The organism is Streptomyces glaucescens, assembly GCF_000761215.1.
In the GTDB taxonomy this organism is placed as follows: Bacteria; Actinomycetota; Actinomycetes; order Streptomycetales; family Streptomycetaceae; genus Streptomyces; species Streptomyces glaucescens_B.
Map to the genome: position 1 here is coordinate 2,794,075 of NZ_CP009438.1, position 14,712 is coordinate 2,808,786.

The following is a 14,712-nucleotide window of genomic DNA, read 5'->3' on the forward strand; positions in this document are numbered from 1 at the left end:
GGTATCCGCCGTGTCCCTGTCCGCCGTCCCACTGGCCGCCGGCCCCTCGCCGTCGCCGTCCCCCTCGCAGACGACGGCCCCGAAGGTGCCCACGCTCCAGGACGCCCAGCAGAGCGCGAGCAACGCCGCCGGCTGGGTCGAGGAGAACTGGTCCACGTGGCTCGCGATCGGCCTGCAGGTGCTGCTGATCGCGGTGATCGCGGTAGTGCTGAGAATGGCCGTGCGGCGGGCGATCACCAAGCTGATAGACCGGATGAACCGCACCGCGCAGGCGGTCGACGGCACCGCGATCGGCGGCCTGCTGGTGAACGTCGAGCGCCGTCGGCAGCGGTCGCAGGCGATCGGCTCGGTACTGCGTTCGGTGGCGAGCTTCGTGATCCTCGGCACCGCGGCCCTGATGATCCTCGGCACCTTCCGGATCAACCTCGCGCCACTGCTGGCGTCGGCGGGTGTCGCGGGTGTGGCGATCGGTTTCGGCGCCCGCAACCTGGTCACGGACTTCCTGTCCGGCGTGTTCATGATCCTTGAGGACCAGTACGGGGTCGGCGACCAGATCGACGTCGGCGTGGCCTCCGGCGAGGTCATCGAGGTCGGTCTGCGGGTGACCAAGCTGCGCGGCGACAACGGCGAGATCTGGTACGTCCGCAACGGCGAGGTCAAGCGGGTCGGCAACCTCTCCCAGGGCTGGGCCACCGCGGGCGTCGACGTCACCGTCCGGCCCTCGGAGGACCTGGACCACGTCAAGGCGGTGCTCAGCCAGGTCGGCGAAACGATGGGCAAGGAAGAGCCCTGGAACGAGATGCTGTGGGGCCCGGTGGAGATCCTGGGCCTGGACAGCCTGCTGCTGGACTCCATGGTCGTGCGGCTGTCGGCGAAGACCATGCCGGGCAAGTCCCTCACCATCGAGCGGGAGCTGCGCTGGCGGATCAAGCGGGCTTTCGACGCGGAGGGCATCCGGATCGTCGGCGGGCTGCCGGCCCAGCCCGACGGGGAGGCGGAGAGCGACCCGACGGCGGGCATGGCACCCCCGTCGGCGTACGCCAGCACGACGTCCCCGCAGTCGGCGGCGGCGTCCCCGCTGACTCCGCCGAGCACCGCGAAGTAGCCGTGTCACGGTGAGCGGCCGCCCCGCGCCCGAGGGCCCCTCGAAGCGAGGGGCCCTTTGCCTTGCGGCCCGCCCCGGTTCCCCTGACGCCCCGTTCCTGTGGCACCTGGCGGCCCGCCCCGGCTCTCCCGACGGCCGGTCCCTGCTCGCATGACGGCCTGTCCCGGTTCTCTTGTCGGCCTGTCCCTGTTCTCTTGTCGGCCTGTCCCTGCTCTCTTGACGGCCCGTTCCGGGCGGCGCTAGCTTCGCCGCAGACCGACAGGAAACCTTCCTAACAAAAGGGGGGTTCGGCCGGACAGGGAGACCCATGGCAGGCACCCCGCGCGTCCTGCGCGCCATGAACGACCGCGCCGCCCTGGACCTCCTCCTGGAGCACGGCACCCTCTCCCGTACCCGCATCGGCAAGCTCACCGGCCTGTCCAAGCCCACCGCCTCCCAGCTCCTCGCCCGCCTGGAGGCCGCCGGACTCGTCCTCGCGACCGGCACCAGCGAGGGCCGCCCCGGCCCCGGCGCCCGGCTCTACGCGCTCAACCCGGCCGCCGCCCACGCCGCCGGCCTCGACGTCACCCCCGACCGCATCCGCGCCGCCGTCGCCGACATCACCGGCCGCACCGTCGGCACGCACGAGGTGCGCGCCCCCACGCGGCGCGCGGACCGCCCGCCCGTCGTACGGCAGGTCACCGACGCCCTCGACGGGGCCGTGAAGGCCGCCGGGCTCACCCGGGACGACATCCACCGGCTGGTGATCGGCACCCCCGGCGCCTTCGACCCGAACACCGGACGCCTGCGGTACGCCTCCCACCTGCCGGGCTGGCACTCCCCCACGCTGCTCGGCGACCTCGCCGCCGCGCTGCCGATGCCGGTCGAGTACGAGAACGACGTCAACCTCGTCGCCGTCGCCGAGCAGCGCCTCGGCGCCGCCCGCGGCCACGACGACTTCGTCCTGCTGTGGAACCAGGAAGGGCTCGGCGCCGCCCTCGTCCTCGGCGGCCGGCTGCACCGCGGCTGGACCGGCGGCGCCGGCGAGGTCGGCTTCCTGCCGGTGCCGGGCGCCCCCCTGGTCCGCCAGGTCGGGAAGGCGGGCAGCGGCGGCTACCAGGAGCTGGCGGGCTCCCAGGCGCTCGTGGCGCTGGCCCGCGAGGCCGGCCTGGCGGCGCCCACCGGATCCCCCGCCGAGACCGCCGCCGCCCTGCTGGCGAGCGCCGCCCGGCACCCCGGCGACGAGCGCCACCAGCGGCTGCTGCGGGCCTACGCGACCCGGCTCGCCACCGGTCTCGCCTCCCTGGTCTCCGTCCTCGACCCGGAACTCGTCGTCCTCAGCGGCACCTCCCTCACCAGCGGCGGGGAGCCGCTGCGCGCCCTGGTCGAGGCCGAACTGGCGGACCTGGCCGCGGTCCGGCCCCGGCTGGTCACCGGCGACGTCACCGAGCACCCCGTCCTGCGCGGCGCCCTGGAGAGCGCCCTCGCGGCCACCCGCGACGAGGTCTTCGACACCTCCCGCTGACCGGCCCCCGCCCCCTCGCTCCGTACCTCCGCACCTCCGCGCCCAGGGCGACCTCGCCGTGCCCGGAACACGCAGGCAAGGTCGCCGTCCCGTGTCCGCCCCCCCGCCCCGCCCGCCTCCGTCCGGACGGCGCTCCGCGAGGGCGTCACCTCACCGAAGTGAAGGGACAGCACCGTATGAAACTCACCGTGGTCGGCGGCGGTTCGACCTACACGCCCGAACTGGCCGACGGCTTCGCCCGGCTCAGGGACACCCTGCCCGTCGACGAACTCGTCCTGGCCGACCCGGCGGCGGACCGCCTGGAGCTGGTGGGCGGACTCGCCCGGCGCATCTTCGCCCGCCAGGGGCACCCCGGCCGGATCGTCACCACCTCCGACCTCGACGCGGCCGTGGACGGCGCGGACGCGGTCCTCCTCCAGCTGCGCGTCGGCGGCCAGGCGGCCCGCGAACAGGACGAGACCTGGCCGCTGAGCTGCGGCTGCGTCGGCCAGGAGACCACCGGGGCGGGCGGCCTCGCCAAGGCCCTGCGTACCGTCCCGGTGGTCCTGGACATCGCCGAACGCGTCCGCCGCGCCAGCCCCGGGGCGTGGATCATCGACTTCACCAACCCGGTCGGCATCGTCACCCGCGCCCTGCTCGGGGCCGGGCACAAGGCGGTCGGGCTGTGCAACGTGGCGATCGGACTCCAGCGCAGGTTCGCGGCGCTGCTGGGCGTCACCCCCGCCGAGGTCCACCTCGACCACGTCGGCCTCAACCACCTCACCTGGGAGACCGCCGTGCGCCTGCACGGCCCCGGCGGCGAGGACGTACTGCCCCGGCTGCTCAGCCGGCACGGCGACGCCGTCGCCGCCGACCTGCGCCTGCCCCGCGCCCTCCTGGACCGCCTGGGCGTGGTGCCGTCGTACTACCTGCGCTACTACTACGCCCACGACGAGGTCGTACGGGAACTGCGCGGCAAGCCCTCCCGGGCGGCGGAAGTGGCCGCCATGGAACGGGAGCTGCTCGGCCTGTACGCCGACCCGGCCCTGGACACCAAGCCGGACCTGCTCGCCCGGCGCGGCGGCGCGTACTACTCGGAGGCGGCTGTGGACCTGGCGGCGGCCCTGCTGCGCGACGCCGGCAGCCCGCACCAGGTCGTCAACACGTACAACCGGGGCACCCTGCCCTTCCTCCCCGACGACGCGGTGATCGAGGTTCCGGCGGCGCTGCGGGCCGGCGCCGCCCCCGCCCCGCTGCCCGTGGCCCCGGTCGACCCGCTCCACGCGGGCCTGATCGCGAATGTCACCGCGTACGAGCACCTGGCGCTGGACGCCGCCCTGCACGGCGGGCGCGACCGCGTCTTCCGGGCCCTCCTCGCGCACCCCCTGATCGGCCAGTACGACTACGCCGACGCCCTCACCGACCAGCTGATCGCACACAACCGGGAGTACCTGGCGTGGGCCTGACCGCATCCGTCCTCGCCGTCGACGCGGGCAACAGCAAGACCGACGTGGCGGTCGTCGCCGCCGACGGCACCCTTCTCGGCACGGCCCGCGGCGGCGGCTTCCGCCCGCCCGCCGTCGGCCTGGACGCCGCGATGACCGCGCTGGCCGGACCGGTGGAGCGCGCGCTCGCCGCCGCGGGCGTCACCTCCGTCCCCCACGTCTCGGCCTGCCTCGCCAACGCCGACCTCCCCGTCGAGGAGGAGACCCTCACCGCCGCCCTGCACGCCCGCGCGTGGGGCACCACCACCGAGGTCCGCAACGACACCTTCGCCCTGCTGCGCGCCGGAGTCACCGAGCCCCTCGGGGTGGCCGTTGTCTGCGGCGCCGGCATCAACTGCGTCGGCATGCGTCCCGACGGCCGTACCGCCCGCTTCCCCGCACTCGGCCGGATCTCCGGGGACTGGGGCGGCGGCTGGGGGCTGTCCGAGGAGGCCATGTTCCACGCGGCCCGCGCGGAGGACGGCCGCGGCGCTCCCACCCTGCTGGCCACCGCCCTGCCCGCCCACTTCGGCCTGCCCAGCATGTACGCGCTCATCGAGGCCCTGCACCTCGGCCGCCTGCCGCAGGCCCGCCGCCACGAACTCGCCCCCGTCCTCTTCGCCACCGCCGCCTCCGGCGACCGGGTGGCCCGCTCCCTGGTCGACCGTCTCGCCGACGAGATCGTCACCATGGCGGTCGTCGCCCTCACCCGGCTCGACCTGCTGGCCGAGGAGACCCCGGTGGTGCTGGGCGGCGGCATCCTCGCCGCCCGGCATCCGCACCTGGACTCCGCCGTCCGCGCCCTGCTCTCCGAGCGGGCCCCGAGGGCGGTGCCCCAGGTCGTCACGGCCCGCCCGGTCCTGGGCGCGGCGCTGCTGGGCCTGGACCGCACCGGCGCACCGCCGGACGCCCGGGCCCGTCTGCGGAGCCACTTCGGATGCTGAGGAGGGGAGCGGGAGCGGCGGCGCAGGCGGGGCGCGGGGCGGGGCGGCCGGCCGGGGCGTGCACGCCCGCGCGGGGAACCGAACCGCGCCCACCGGCGTATTCCCTGCGGGGAGAGGTGTGACGTCGCACGCTGCGATCCGATCAAGATCCAGGGAAGGCCGGTGCGGATGCCGGCCCGGGCGGCGATACTTGCGGCGACAGATGACCATGGGGGAGGTCAAGCGTGAGCGTGACACACACGCGCAACGGCACCGCGGCACCGCCGGCGAAGGCGCCCGCGGCCCCGCGCCGCACCGCGTTCGCCGAAGGCGTGGACCGGCTCCGCGCGGCCGCCACCACGGAACCCGGCCGGCTGCGCGTCATCGGCGCCGTCCTCGCCCTCCTCGTCGTCGCCTTCGGCGCCGCCACCGCCTGGCAGACCACGGCCCGCTCCGCCGCCGCCGACGACGTCCTGCACAACAGCCAGCCCCTCACCTCCGCCGCCGCCGACATCTACCGCTCCCTCGCGGACGCCAACACCGCCGCCTCCAGCGGTTTCCTCGCCGGCGGCCAGGAGACCCAGGCCGACCGCGACCGCTACGAGAAGGACATCCGCACCGCCGCCGCCAAGCTGGTCACCGCGGCGAACAGCTCCGACCCGGACTCCCCGTCCGCCCGGACCATCGCCGAACTCAACCGGCTCCTGCCCGAGTACAAGGGCCTGATCGAGCGCGCCCGCGCCAACAACCGCCAGGGCTACCCCCTCGGCGGCGCCTACCTGCGCTACGCGAACGACAAGATGCAGACGGAGATGCTCCCGGCCGCCGAGGACCTGTACACGTCGGAGAACCGCCGCCTGCGTGCGGACTACGCCGACGCCACCCCCTACCCGTGGGCGGCCATCGCCCTCGGCGTCGCCGCGCTCGCCGCCCTCGCCTGGGCCCAGCACCGCACCTACCGCCGCACCAACCGGGTCCTCAACCACGGCCTGGTCGCCGCCACCGCGGCCACCACCGTCGTCCTGGTCTGGCTCGTCGTCGGCCACGCCGTCGCCCGCGCCGGCCTGAACGACTCCTACGACCACGGCATCCGCTCCCTCGACGTGCTGCACGACGCCCGCATCGCCTCCCTCAAGGCCCGCGGCAACGAGAACCTGACCCTGGTCAACCGCGGCGCCGAGACCGTCGAGACCGCACCCGGGACGTTCGCCGACAAGTTCGACGTGGCGTACCAGGCGTCGATGAAGGACCTCGCCGACGGCCTGGCCCGGGCCGCCGACCTGGCCGACGACGACGCGGGCGCCCGGCCCGTGCGGGCCGCCACCGGCAACATGGACGCCTGGCGGGACCGCCACCGGCAGGCCCGCGACGCCGACGACGCCGGTGACTACCAGGCGGCCCTCGACAAGGTCATCGGCGCGAAGGGCGACGAGCCGACCGGAGAGTGCTTCGACAACGTCGACCACCACCTCCAGACCGCCATCGCGCACGAGGAACGCGAGTTCGCGCGGTCGGCCGGCGACGGCCGGGACGCGATGACCGGCCTGGCCGCCGGTGCCGCGGTGCTCGCCCTGCTGGGCGCGGCGGCGGCGGTGCTGGGCATCGGCCGCAGGCTGTCGGAGTACCGGTGAGAGGGGGGCCGGTGGAAGGGCTGCCGGTGAGTGGGGGCATGAGGATGTACGCACGACGGGTGCGGGCCGGCCTGCGGGGCTGGGGCGGCGTGGGCGCGATGGCCCTGCTCTGCGCCCTGGCGGTGGCCTTCGCCCTGCTGCTGCCGCACACCCAGGACCAGCCGGCCGCCGGCACCGGGGCCGGCGGCCGGGGCGGCGCGCACGGCACCCTCGCGAAGGCCGACGCCTGCGCGGACCCGGAGGCGCAGAGCCCGTCCCCGGCCGCCGTCGAGGGCCCGGCGATCGCGGCCGTCAAGAAGCGCGGCTACCTCTCCGTCGGCGTCGACCAGAACAGCTTCCGCTGGGGCTACCGCGACCCCAACAGCACCGCCGAGACGGTCGAGCTGGAGGGCTTCGACATCGATCTCGCCCGCCGGATCGCCCGGGAGCTGCTCGGCTCCCCCGACCGGATCCGCTTCAAGGCCATCCCCACCAACCAGCGGGTGCCCGCGATCCGCAGCGGCCAGGTCGACATGGTGGTCCGCACCATGACCATCACCTGCGCCCGTCTGAAGGACGTCGCCTTCTCCGCCCCGTACTTCCTCACCGGCCAGCAGGTCCTCGCGCCGAAGTCCTCCCCGGTGGAGGGGTACGACGACACCCTCGCCGGCAAGCGGCTCTGCTCGGCTGCGGGTTCGACGGCGTACGAGAAGCTGGCCGCGGACCGCGCGTCCGGGAACCTGCCCGCCTCCGCGGACATCTCCACCACCGTGCCGAACCAGCTCGACTGCCTCGTCAGGCTGCAACTGGGCCAGGTGGACGCGGTGGTGACGGACAGCGCCCTCGCCGCCAGCCAGGCCGCGCAGGACCCCACGGTGGAGCTGAAGGGCGAGCGCTTCACCACGGAGTACTACGGCGTGGCGATGAAGAAGGACGCCACCGATCTGGTACGCCGGGTCAACCGGATACTGGAGGACTACCGCCGGGACGGCGGGTGGAAGGCGTCGTACGACAAGTGGCTGTCGCCGACGCTGGGTAGGGACTCCGAGTCGGCGACCCCGCCGACGCCGCGTTACAAGTAGAGGGGTGATCATGGGCGTCACGGGAACCTCCGGTCCGGTCATGGACAGGGACGAGGTGGACCGTGCGCTGGCGCGGCTCGGCGCCGAACACGAGGCCATCGAGACCTCGCTGCTCGCGCTCCAGGACCACGCGGGCCGCCGCCTGCTCGAAGGCGCCGAGCTGACCGGCGTCACCAAGGAGCTCTGGGCGGTCACCGAGGCGCAGATCACCCTGCTGTGGACGTACTTCGACGCCTACACGGACGCGCTGCGCACCGCCCGGGACGTCCGCGCCCGCCGCCGCTGGTCCAGCCGCGAGGACCTGGTGGAGCTGACCGAGCTGCTGCGCGGCGAGTCGGTCACGGTCGCCGGGGGCGCGCCCTCCCCGCACGGTGGCGCGGCCCGGCTCAGTTCCCGCTACTCGCTGGCCGCGCTCGTGGACCGGATGAACGAGCTGTACGCCGCCTCGCTGGACATGGTGGTGGCCGCCGACGCGGTGTGGTCCGCGCTGCCCGCCCGGATCGATTTACTGGCCGCCGAACTCCAGCGCACCCGCGCCCTCGCCCACTCCGTCGGCGTCCGCCCCGGCGAACACCCGTCCGGCGACGACCTGGAGCGCATCACCCGCACCCTGACGAAGCTGCGCGAGCAGGTGGTGTCCGACCCGCTGGCGTTCTGGCAGCGCGCCGAGGGCAGCTCCGCGCCCGGTGGCGGCAGGCCGGACACGACCGTCTACGACCGGGAGGCGCGCGCCCTGGAGGAGGTGCGCCGCGAGATCGACGCGGTGCTGACCGTGCGCCAGGACGCCGAACAGCGGCTGATCAGGCTGCGCGACGTGCTGTCCCGCGCGGACCGCACGCTCGCCGAGGCCCGCACCGCGCGCGGCGAGGTCCTCGCGAAGATCGCGGCGACCGAGGTGCCCGTGGTCAGCGGCCCGCCGACCGCGCTCCAGGAGCAGCTGGCGACGGCCGCCGAGTACCGCAGGCAGGGGCAGTGGCACCGGCTCTCCCCGCTCCTGGAGTCCCTGGAGCGCAAGGCGGAGGACGAACTGCTGCGCGCCCGCGAGTCGCTGACCGCGGTCACCGCGCCGCTCGCGGTCCGTGCCGAGCTGCGCGGCCGGCTGGACGCGTACCGGGCGAAGGTGGCCCGGCACGGCCTGGCGGAGGACCCGCTGCTGGTGGAGCGGTACGACGCGGCGCGCCGGATGCTGTGGAGCGCGCCCTGCGACCTGCGCGTCGCCGAACAGGCGGTGCTGCGCTACCAGCAGGCCGTGGCCGAACTGCTCGGCGCCCCCCGGGTGCCGGGCCAGGGCGGGCCGGAGGACCGCAGGGGGGACGCTGCGGCGCACAGGGGGGATTCATCGGCATGAGTCAGGCGATCGGTCAGGCACCGCGCGGCTGCCAGCGACCGGGCTGCGGCGGCGCGTACGAGGACGTCGGCGGCGGCGAGCTGTACTGCGACACCTGCGGTCTCGCCCCGGTCGTGTCGTCGGCCGGCATGGTCGGTCCGGCGCCGACCGGGGTGGCGGGCGGCGGCCCGGGTTCGGCGGGCAGCGGCAGCGCCCGCACCGGGAGCCGGGGCAGTTCGCGTACGTCGTCGCAGTCGTCGAAGTCCCGGCGCTCGGTGTCCGGACGCCTCTCCCGGTCCCTGTCGGGCCGGCCCACCAGCCGTTCGGTGTCGGTGCGCAGTTCCGGGTCCACGTCAACGTCCAGCGGGCGGGGGCGGCTGGGCGTGGGCCTGGTGCAGGTGCCCCAGGTGCCGCGCCCGGACCCGCGCGCGATGGTGCTCGCCGACCCGGAGGTGCCGGAGCGCAAGCGGTTCTGCTCCCGCGCGGACTGCGGGGCGCCGGTGGGCCGGGCGCGCGGCGACCGCCCCGGCCGCACGGAGGGCTTCTGCACCAAGTGCGGCCACCCGTACTCGTTCGTGCCGAAGCTGCGGGCGGGCGACATCGTGCACGGCCAGTACGAGGTGGCGGGCTGTCTCGCCCACGGCGGCCTGGGCTGGATCTACCTCGCCGTGGACCGCGCGGTCTCCGACCGCTGGGTGGTGCTCAAGGGCCTGCTCGACACCGGCGACCAGGACGCGATGGCGGCGGCGATCTCCGAGCGCCGGTTCCTCGCGGAGATCGAGCACGCCAACATCGTGCGGATCTACAACTTCGTGGAGCACCTGGACCTGCGCACCGGCTCCCTCGACGGCTACATCGTCATGGAGTACGTCGGCGGGAAGTCCCTGAAGGAGATCGCCAACGCCCGCCGCACGCCCGAGGGCCGCCGGGACCCCCTGCCGGTCGAACAGGCCTGCGCGTACGGCATCGAGGCGCTGGAGGCGCTCGGCCACCTGCACAGCCGCAACCTCCTCTACTGCGACTTCAAGGTCGACAACGCCATCCAGACCGAGGACCAGCTCAAGCTGATCGACATGGGCGCGGTGCGCCGCATGGACGACGACGAGTCCGCGATCTACGGCACGGTCGGCTACCAGGCACCCGAGGTCGCGGACGTCGGCCCGTCGGTCGCCTCCGACCTGTACACGGTGGGCCGCACCCTCGCCGTCCTCACCTTCGACTTCCAGGGCTACACCAACGTCTACGCCGACTCCCTGCCCGACCCCGACACCGTCGACGTGTTCCGGCGGTACGAGTCCTTCTACCGCCTCCTGGTCCGCGCCACCGACCCCGACCCGGCCCGCAGGTTCGCCTCCGCGCAGGAGATGGCGGAGCAGCTGACAGGCGTGCTGCGGGAGGTCGTCTCCCTCCAGACCGGGCGGGCCCGCCCCGCCCTGTCCACCCTGTTCGGCCCGGAACTGCGGGTCACGGACTCCGAGTTGTTCCCGGCGCTGGACGGGGAGGTGTCACTGCTGGGGGCGCGGACGGCGACCGCCGCGCGGAGTGGGCCGGGCTCCGGTCCGCGACCGCCCGCCGGTACGCCCTCGTTGGTCAAGCCGGTGCGCACCGACGCCGCCGCGCTCGCGCTGCCCATCCCCCGCACCGAGCCCGGCGACCCCAACGCCGGTTTCCTCGCGGGCCTGCTGACCTCCGCGCCGGCCGAACTGATCGCCGCGCTGGCCGCCGTACCCGCGCAGTCGACGGAGACCAGGCTGCGGCAGGTGCGCGCCCGGCTGGAGAGCGGCGACACGGCGACCGCGCACACCGTCCTCGCCGCGCTGGAGGAGGAACGCCCCGACGACTGGCGGGTGGTCTGGTACCGGGGCGTGGCCGCGCTGGTGACCGGCGACCACGAGGGTGCCGCGCTCGCCTTCGACGCGATCTACGACGCCTTCCCCGGCGAGACGGCCCCGAAGCTCGCCCTCGCCCTGTGCGCGGAGGTGCTGGGCCAGCCGGACAACGCGGCCGAGTACTACGGCCTGGTGTGGTCGACCGACCCGAGCTGTGTGAGCGCCGCCTTCGGGCTGGCCCGCGTCCAGCTCGCCACGGGCGACCGGCGGGGCGCCGTGGCCACGCTGGAGTCCGTCCCGGAGGCCTCCATCCACTACACGGCCGCCCGGGTGGCAGCCGTCCGCGCCCGGCTGCGGCAGCGCACGCCCACCGGCTCCGACGTGGCCTTCCTGGACGATCTGACCGCCGCCGCCGGCCAGGTCGAGGCGCTCGACGCGTACGGTCTCGACCCGACGCGGCGCGAGCAGTTGGCCACGGAAGTGCTCGGCAGCGCCCTGGACTGGATACTCTCCGGGGGCCAGGGTTCCGTCCCTCCCGCCGCCGGAGGACGGACGCTGCTCGGCAGCGGCCTGGACGAACGGGGCCTGCGTTTCGGCCTGGAACGTTCGTACCGCGCGCTGGCCCGGCTGGCGCGGGGCGGCGAGGAGAGGATCGACCTGGTGGAACGTGCCAATCGTTACCGCCCCCGGACGTGGGTGTAGTTGATGTCGCAGATGCCGCCCCGGCAGGCCGCCCTGACGCAGTGCCCCAACTGCGCGGAACCGCTCGAACAGGGGGACCGTTTCTGTGGAGCGTGCGGGTACGACCTGTCGGCCGTACCGCCCCTCCCGCAGCAGCCCCCGGCCCCCACCGCGAGTGCGCCGGTCGCGGGGACACACGACCCCTGCCCGGGGGTGAACGCCCCGGCCCGTCAGGTGAACGGCCCGGTGCCGACGGGACACGCCCCGGCGCCCCCCGTGTACGGCGCCGCGCCCGCCGCCGGCTCCCCGGCCCCGCCGGTGAACGGGACGGTGCCGCACCCGGCCACGGCCGAAGGCCTGCCCGCTGCCGCCGCACCCGCCGGTCCGCCACCTCCCGGCGGTGCCGGACAGGGTGGCTGGGCGCCCACCGGCGATGCGGGACACGCCGGTCCGCCACCCGCCGGCGGTGCCGGACAGGGCGGTTGGGCCGCTGACGGTCCGGTGTCCCACGGTCCCGCCGCCGCCCAGCACCCGGAGCCCGCGGGCGGCGACCCCGGTACCTCGGGTGGCTCCGGTGCCCCCGCCGCCCCGGACGCGCCTGGCGCACCGGGCGTGCCTGGCGGCCCCGTCGGCTCCGGCGGGCCCGGCGACTCCGCCGCACCCGGCGCCGGGGACGGACCGGGCTCGCCCGCGGCGGCCGGCCCGCACACCGCCCCGCCCCCGGCCCCCGGTGTCCGTTTCGACCGGCGCGGTGACGAGCCCGAGGAGTATCCGCTCCAGGCGCCGGACCCGCGCGTGGCGGGCGCCGCGGCACCCGCCGAGCACGGCAAGCTCTGTGTCGCCTGCCGCGCCGGCCGGGTCGACGACGACGGCTACTGCGAGAACTGCGGCCACGCCCAGCCCCGTGAACGCGACCACATGGAGCAGGAGTGCGGCCCGGTCGCCGCCGTGTCCGACCGCGGGCTGCGCCACCACCGCAACGAGGACGCCTTCGCCATCGGCACCACCGCGCTGCCCGACGGCTCCCCCGCGACCGTCGCGATCGTGTGCGACGGCGTCTCCTCGGCGACCCGCCCGGACGACGCCTCGCTCGCCGCGTCCCGGGCGGCGAGCGCCGCGCTGCTCGCCGCCCTGCCGCAGGGCACCCATCCGCAGCAGGCCATGCACGAGGCGATCGTCGCCGCGTCCCACGCGGTCAACGCCCTGGCCGAGGAACCCGCGACGGCCCGCGAGCACGCCCCGCACCAGAACGCCCCGGCCTGCACCCTGGTCGGCGCGGTGGTCACCGGCGGTCTGCTGGTCGTCGGCTGGGTCGGCGACAGCCGCGCCTACTGGGTGCCCCAGGACCGCACCGCCCCGGCCGCCCGCCTCACCGAGGACGACTCGTGGGCGGCGCAGATGGTCGCCGCGGGACTGATGAGCGAGGCCGAGGCGTACGCCGACGAACGCGCCCACGCGATCACCGGCTGGCTCGGCGCGGACGCCTACGAACTGGAGCCGCACACCGCGTCCTTCAAGCCGGACCGGCCCGGTGTGGTGGTGGTGTGCACGGACGGGCTGTGGAACTACGCGGAGGCGGCCGAGGAGATGGCCGGCGTGATTCCCGGGGACGCCGCCGTCCGTCCGCTGCACGGCGCGCGGGTCCTGGTCGGACACGCGCTCGACGGCGGGGGCCACGACAACGTAACAGTGGCCGTCCTGCCGTTCCCCGCCCCGCCGCAGGGGGCAGGATCCGCCTGAGGCGCGAGCACCACGGGGAAGCCTCGACGGACCGGAGGGGACCGGTCCGGCCATAGTCGTCACCCCGCTCCGCGGGGTTCGTAGGGGGATTCGAGTACGTATGGCCAGATTGTCGAAGTCGAACGTGCCGCAGTTCTCGGTGGACGTGTACCAGAACGAGCACCTTCCGGAGGGCGGCCGGGAGGTCAACGCGATCGTCACGGTCACCGCGACCGGCGGCGGCACCATCGGCGCCGCCGTCACCGCGCCCCACCTGTTCGGGCCCGGCCGGGGTCCGTCCGCGGCCGTGGCGGTCATGGTGGACTGCTCGGGGTCGATGGACTACCCGCCGGCGAAGATGCGCAACGCCCGGGACGCGACCGCCGCAGCGATCGACACCCTGCGCGACGGGGTGCACTTCGCGGTGATCGGCGGAACCCACGTGGCCCAGGAGGTCTACCCGGGCGGCGGGCGGCTCGCCGTGGCCGACCCCACCACGCGCGAACAGGCCAAGCAGGCGCTGCGCAAGCTCAGCGCGGGCGGCGGTACGGCCATCGGCACCTGGCTGCGGCTCGCCGACCGGCTGCTGTCCTCCGCCGACGTGTCGATCCGCCACGGCATCCTGCTCACCGACGGCCGCAACGAACACGAGTCACCCGAGGACCTGAAGGCCGCGCTGGACTCCTGTGCCGGGCGTTTCACCTGTGATGCCCGCGGCGTCGGCACCGACTGGGAAGTGAAAGAAGTCACAGGGATCGCCTCGGCGCTCCTCGGCAGCGCCGACATCGTCGCCGATCCGGCCGGTCTCGCCGCCGACTTCACCCGGATGATGGAGACGGCGATGGGCAAGGAGGTCGCGGACGTCGCGCTGCGGGTGTGGACCCCGGTCGGCGCGGTCATCAAGTTCGTCAAGCAGGTGGCTCCGACGGTCGAGGAGCTGACCGGCCGCCGCACCGAGGCGGGCCCGCGCGCCGGGGACTACCCCACCGGTTCCTGGGGCGACGAGTCCCGTGACTACCACCTCTGCGTCGAGGTCCCGCCCGCGGACATCGGCCGGGAGATGCTGGCCGCCCGGGTCTCGCTGGTGGTCCCGCAGCCCGACGGCACGGCGCAGAACCTGGGGGCGCAAGGCCTCGTCCGCGCGGTGTGGACCGACGACATGGCCGCGTCGACGTCGATCAATCCTCAGGTCGCCCACTACACCGGCCAGGCCGAACTGGCACAGGTCATCCAACAAGGGCTGGAGCTGCGCAAATCGGGAGACTTCGAGGGAGCAACGGCCAAACTGGGCCGCGCCGTTCAGCTCGCCGGCGCCTCCGGGAACGCGGATACTGCGAAACTGCTTGCGAAGGTGGTGGACGTGGTCGACGCGGCGACAGGTACTGTGCGACTGAAGGCGAAGGTCGCGGAGGCCGACGAGATGACTCTCGAGACTCGGTCGACAAAGACCGTTCGTGTAAAGAAGTGAC

General features: G+C 74.7%; 10 protein-coding genes and 1 pseudogene. All 11 read left to right on the plus strand.

The features are described from left to right. Positions 1–10: 10 nt before the first annotated feature. The 11 genes and pseudogenes from SGLAU_RS12010 (at position 11) to SGLAU_RS12060 (ending at position 14,711) form a co-directional block, all read left to right on the plus strand. A complete protein-coding gene (locus SGLAU_RS12010) occupies positions 11–1,105 on the plus strand; it encodes a mechanosensitive ion channel family protein (protein ID WP_043506531.1) in 1,095 nt (364 codons plus the stop codon). A 307-nt stretch (positions 1,106–1,412) separates the two neighbouring features. Next, positions 1,413–2,609, plus strand: a complete 1,197-nt coding sequence (locus tag SGLAU_RS12015) for an ROK family transcriptional regulator (protein ID WP_043500928.1) — start codon at positions 1,413–1,415, stop codon at positions 2,607–2,609. Positions 2,610–2,785: 176 nt separating this feature from the next. Further along, positions 2,786–4,054 (plus strand): 6-phospho-beta-glucosidase, encoded by a 1,269-nt coding sequence (locus tag SGLAU_RS12020; RefSeq protein ID WP_043500929.1) that lies wholly within the window; start codon positions 2,786–2,788, stop codon positions 4,052–4,054. Then, entirely contained in the window at positions 4,045–5,016 is a 972-nt protein-coding gene (locus tag SGLAU_RS12025) for an N-acetylglucosamine kinase (RefSeq protein ID WP_043500931.1), read from the plus strand. Before SGLAU_RS12020 ends, SGLAU_RS12025 begins: the two co-directional genes overlap by 10 nt. Before the next feature lie 224 nt (positions 5,017–5,240). Then, positions 5,241–6,626: a hypothetical protein gene (locus SGLAU_RS12030; protein ID WP_412556225.1), complete on the plus strand. Its 1,386-nt coding sequence runs from the start codon at positions 5,241–5,243 to the stop codon at positions 6,624–6,626. A 44-nt stretch (positions 6,627–6,670) separates the two neighbouring features. Beyond that, on the plus strand, positions 6,671–7,687 hold the full coding sequence (locus SGLAU_RS12035) for a glutamate ABC transporter substrate-binding protein (protein ID WP_043500932.1): 1,017 nt from the start codon (positions 6,671–6,673) through the stop codon (positions 7,685–7,687). 10 nt (positions 7,688–7,697) lie between these two features. After that, positions 7,698–9,035, plus strand: a complete 1,338-nt coding sequence (locus SGLAU_RS12040; protein ID WP_043506533.1) for a hypothetical protein — start codon at positions 7,698–7,700, stop codon at positions 9,033–9,035. Next, positions 9,032–11,545 (plus strand): serine/threonine-protein kinase, encoded by a 2,514-nt coding sequence (locus SGLAU_RS33550; RefSeq protein WP_078957689.1) that lies wholly within the window; start codon positions 9,032–9,034, stop codon positions 11,543–11,545. Before SGLAU_RS12040 ends, SGLAU_RS33550 begins: the two co-directional genes overlap by 4 nt. A 12-nt stretch (positions 11,546–11,557) precedes the next feature. Then, a pseudogene (locus tag SGLAU_RS36940) lies at positions 11,558–11,623 on the plus strand (hypothetical protein); the annotation flags it as partial. Positions 11,624–11,842: 219 nt separating this feature from the next. Further along, on the plus strand, positions 11,843–13,264 hold the full coding sequence (locus SGLAU_RS12055) for a PP2C family protein-serine/threonine phosphatase (RefSeq protein ID WP_412556264.1): 1,422 nt from the start codon (positions 11,843–11,845) through the stop codon (positions 13,262–13,264). Positions 13,265–13,364: 100 nt separating this feature from the next. Continuing rightward, positions 13,365–14,711, plus strand: a complete 1,347-nt coding sequence (locus SGLAU_RS12060) for a vWA domain-containing protein (RefSeq protein ID WP_043500937.1) — start codon at positions 13,365–13,367, stop codon at positions 14,709–14,711. Position 14,712 lies beyond the last annotated feature (1 nt).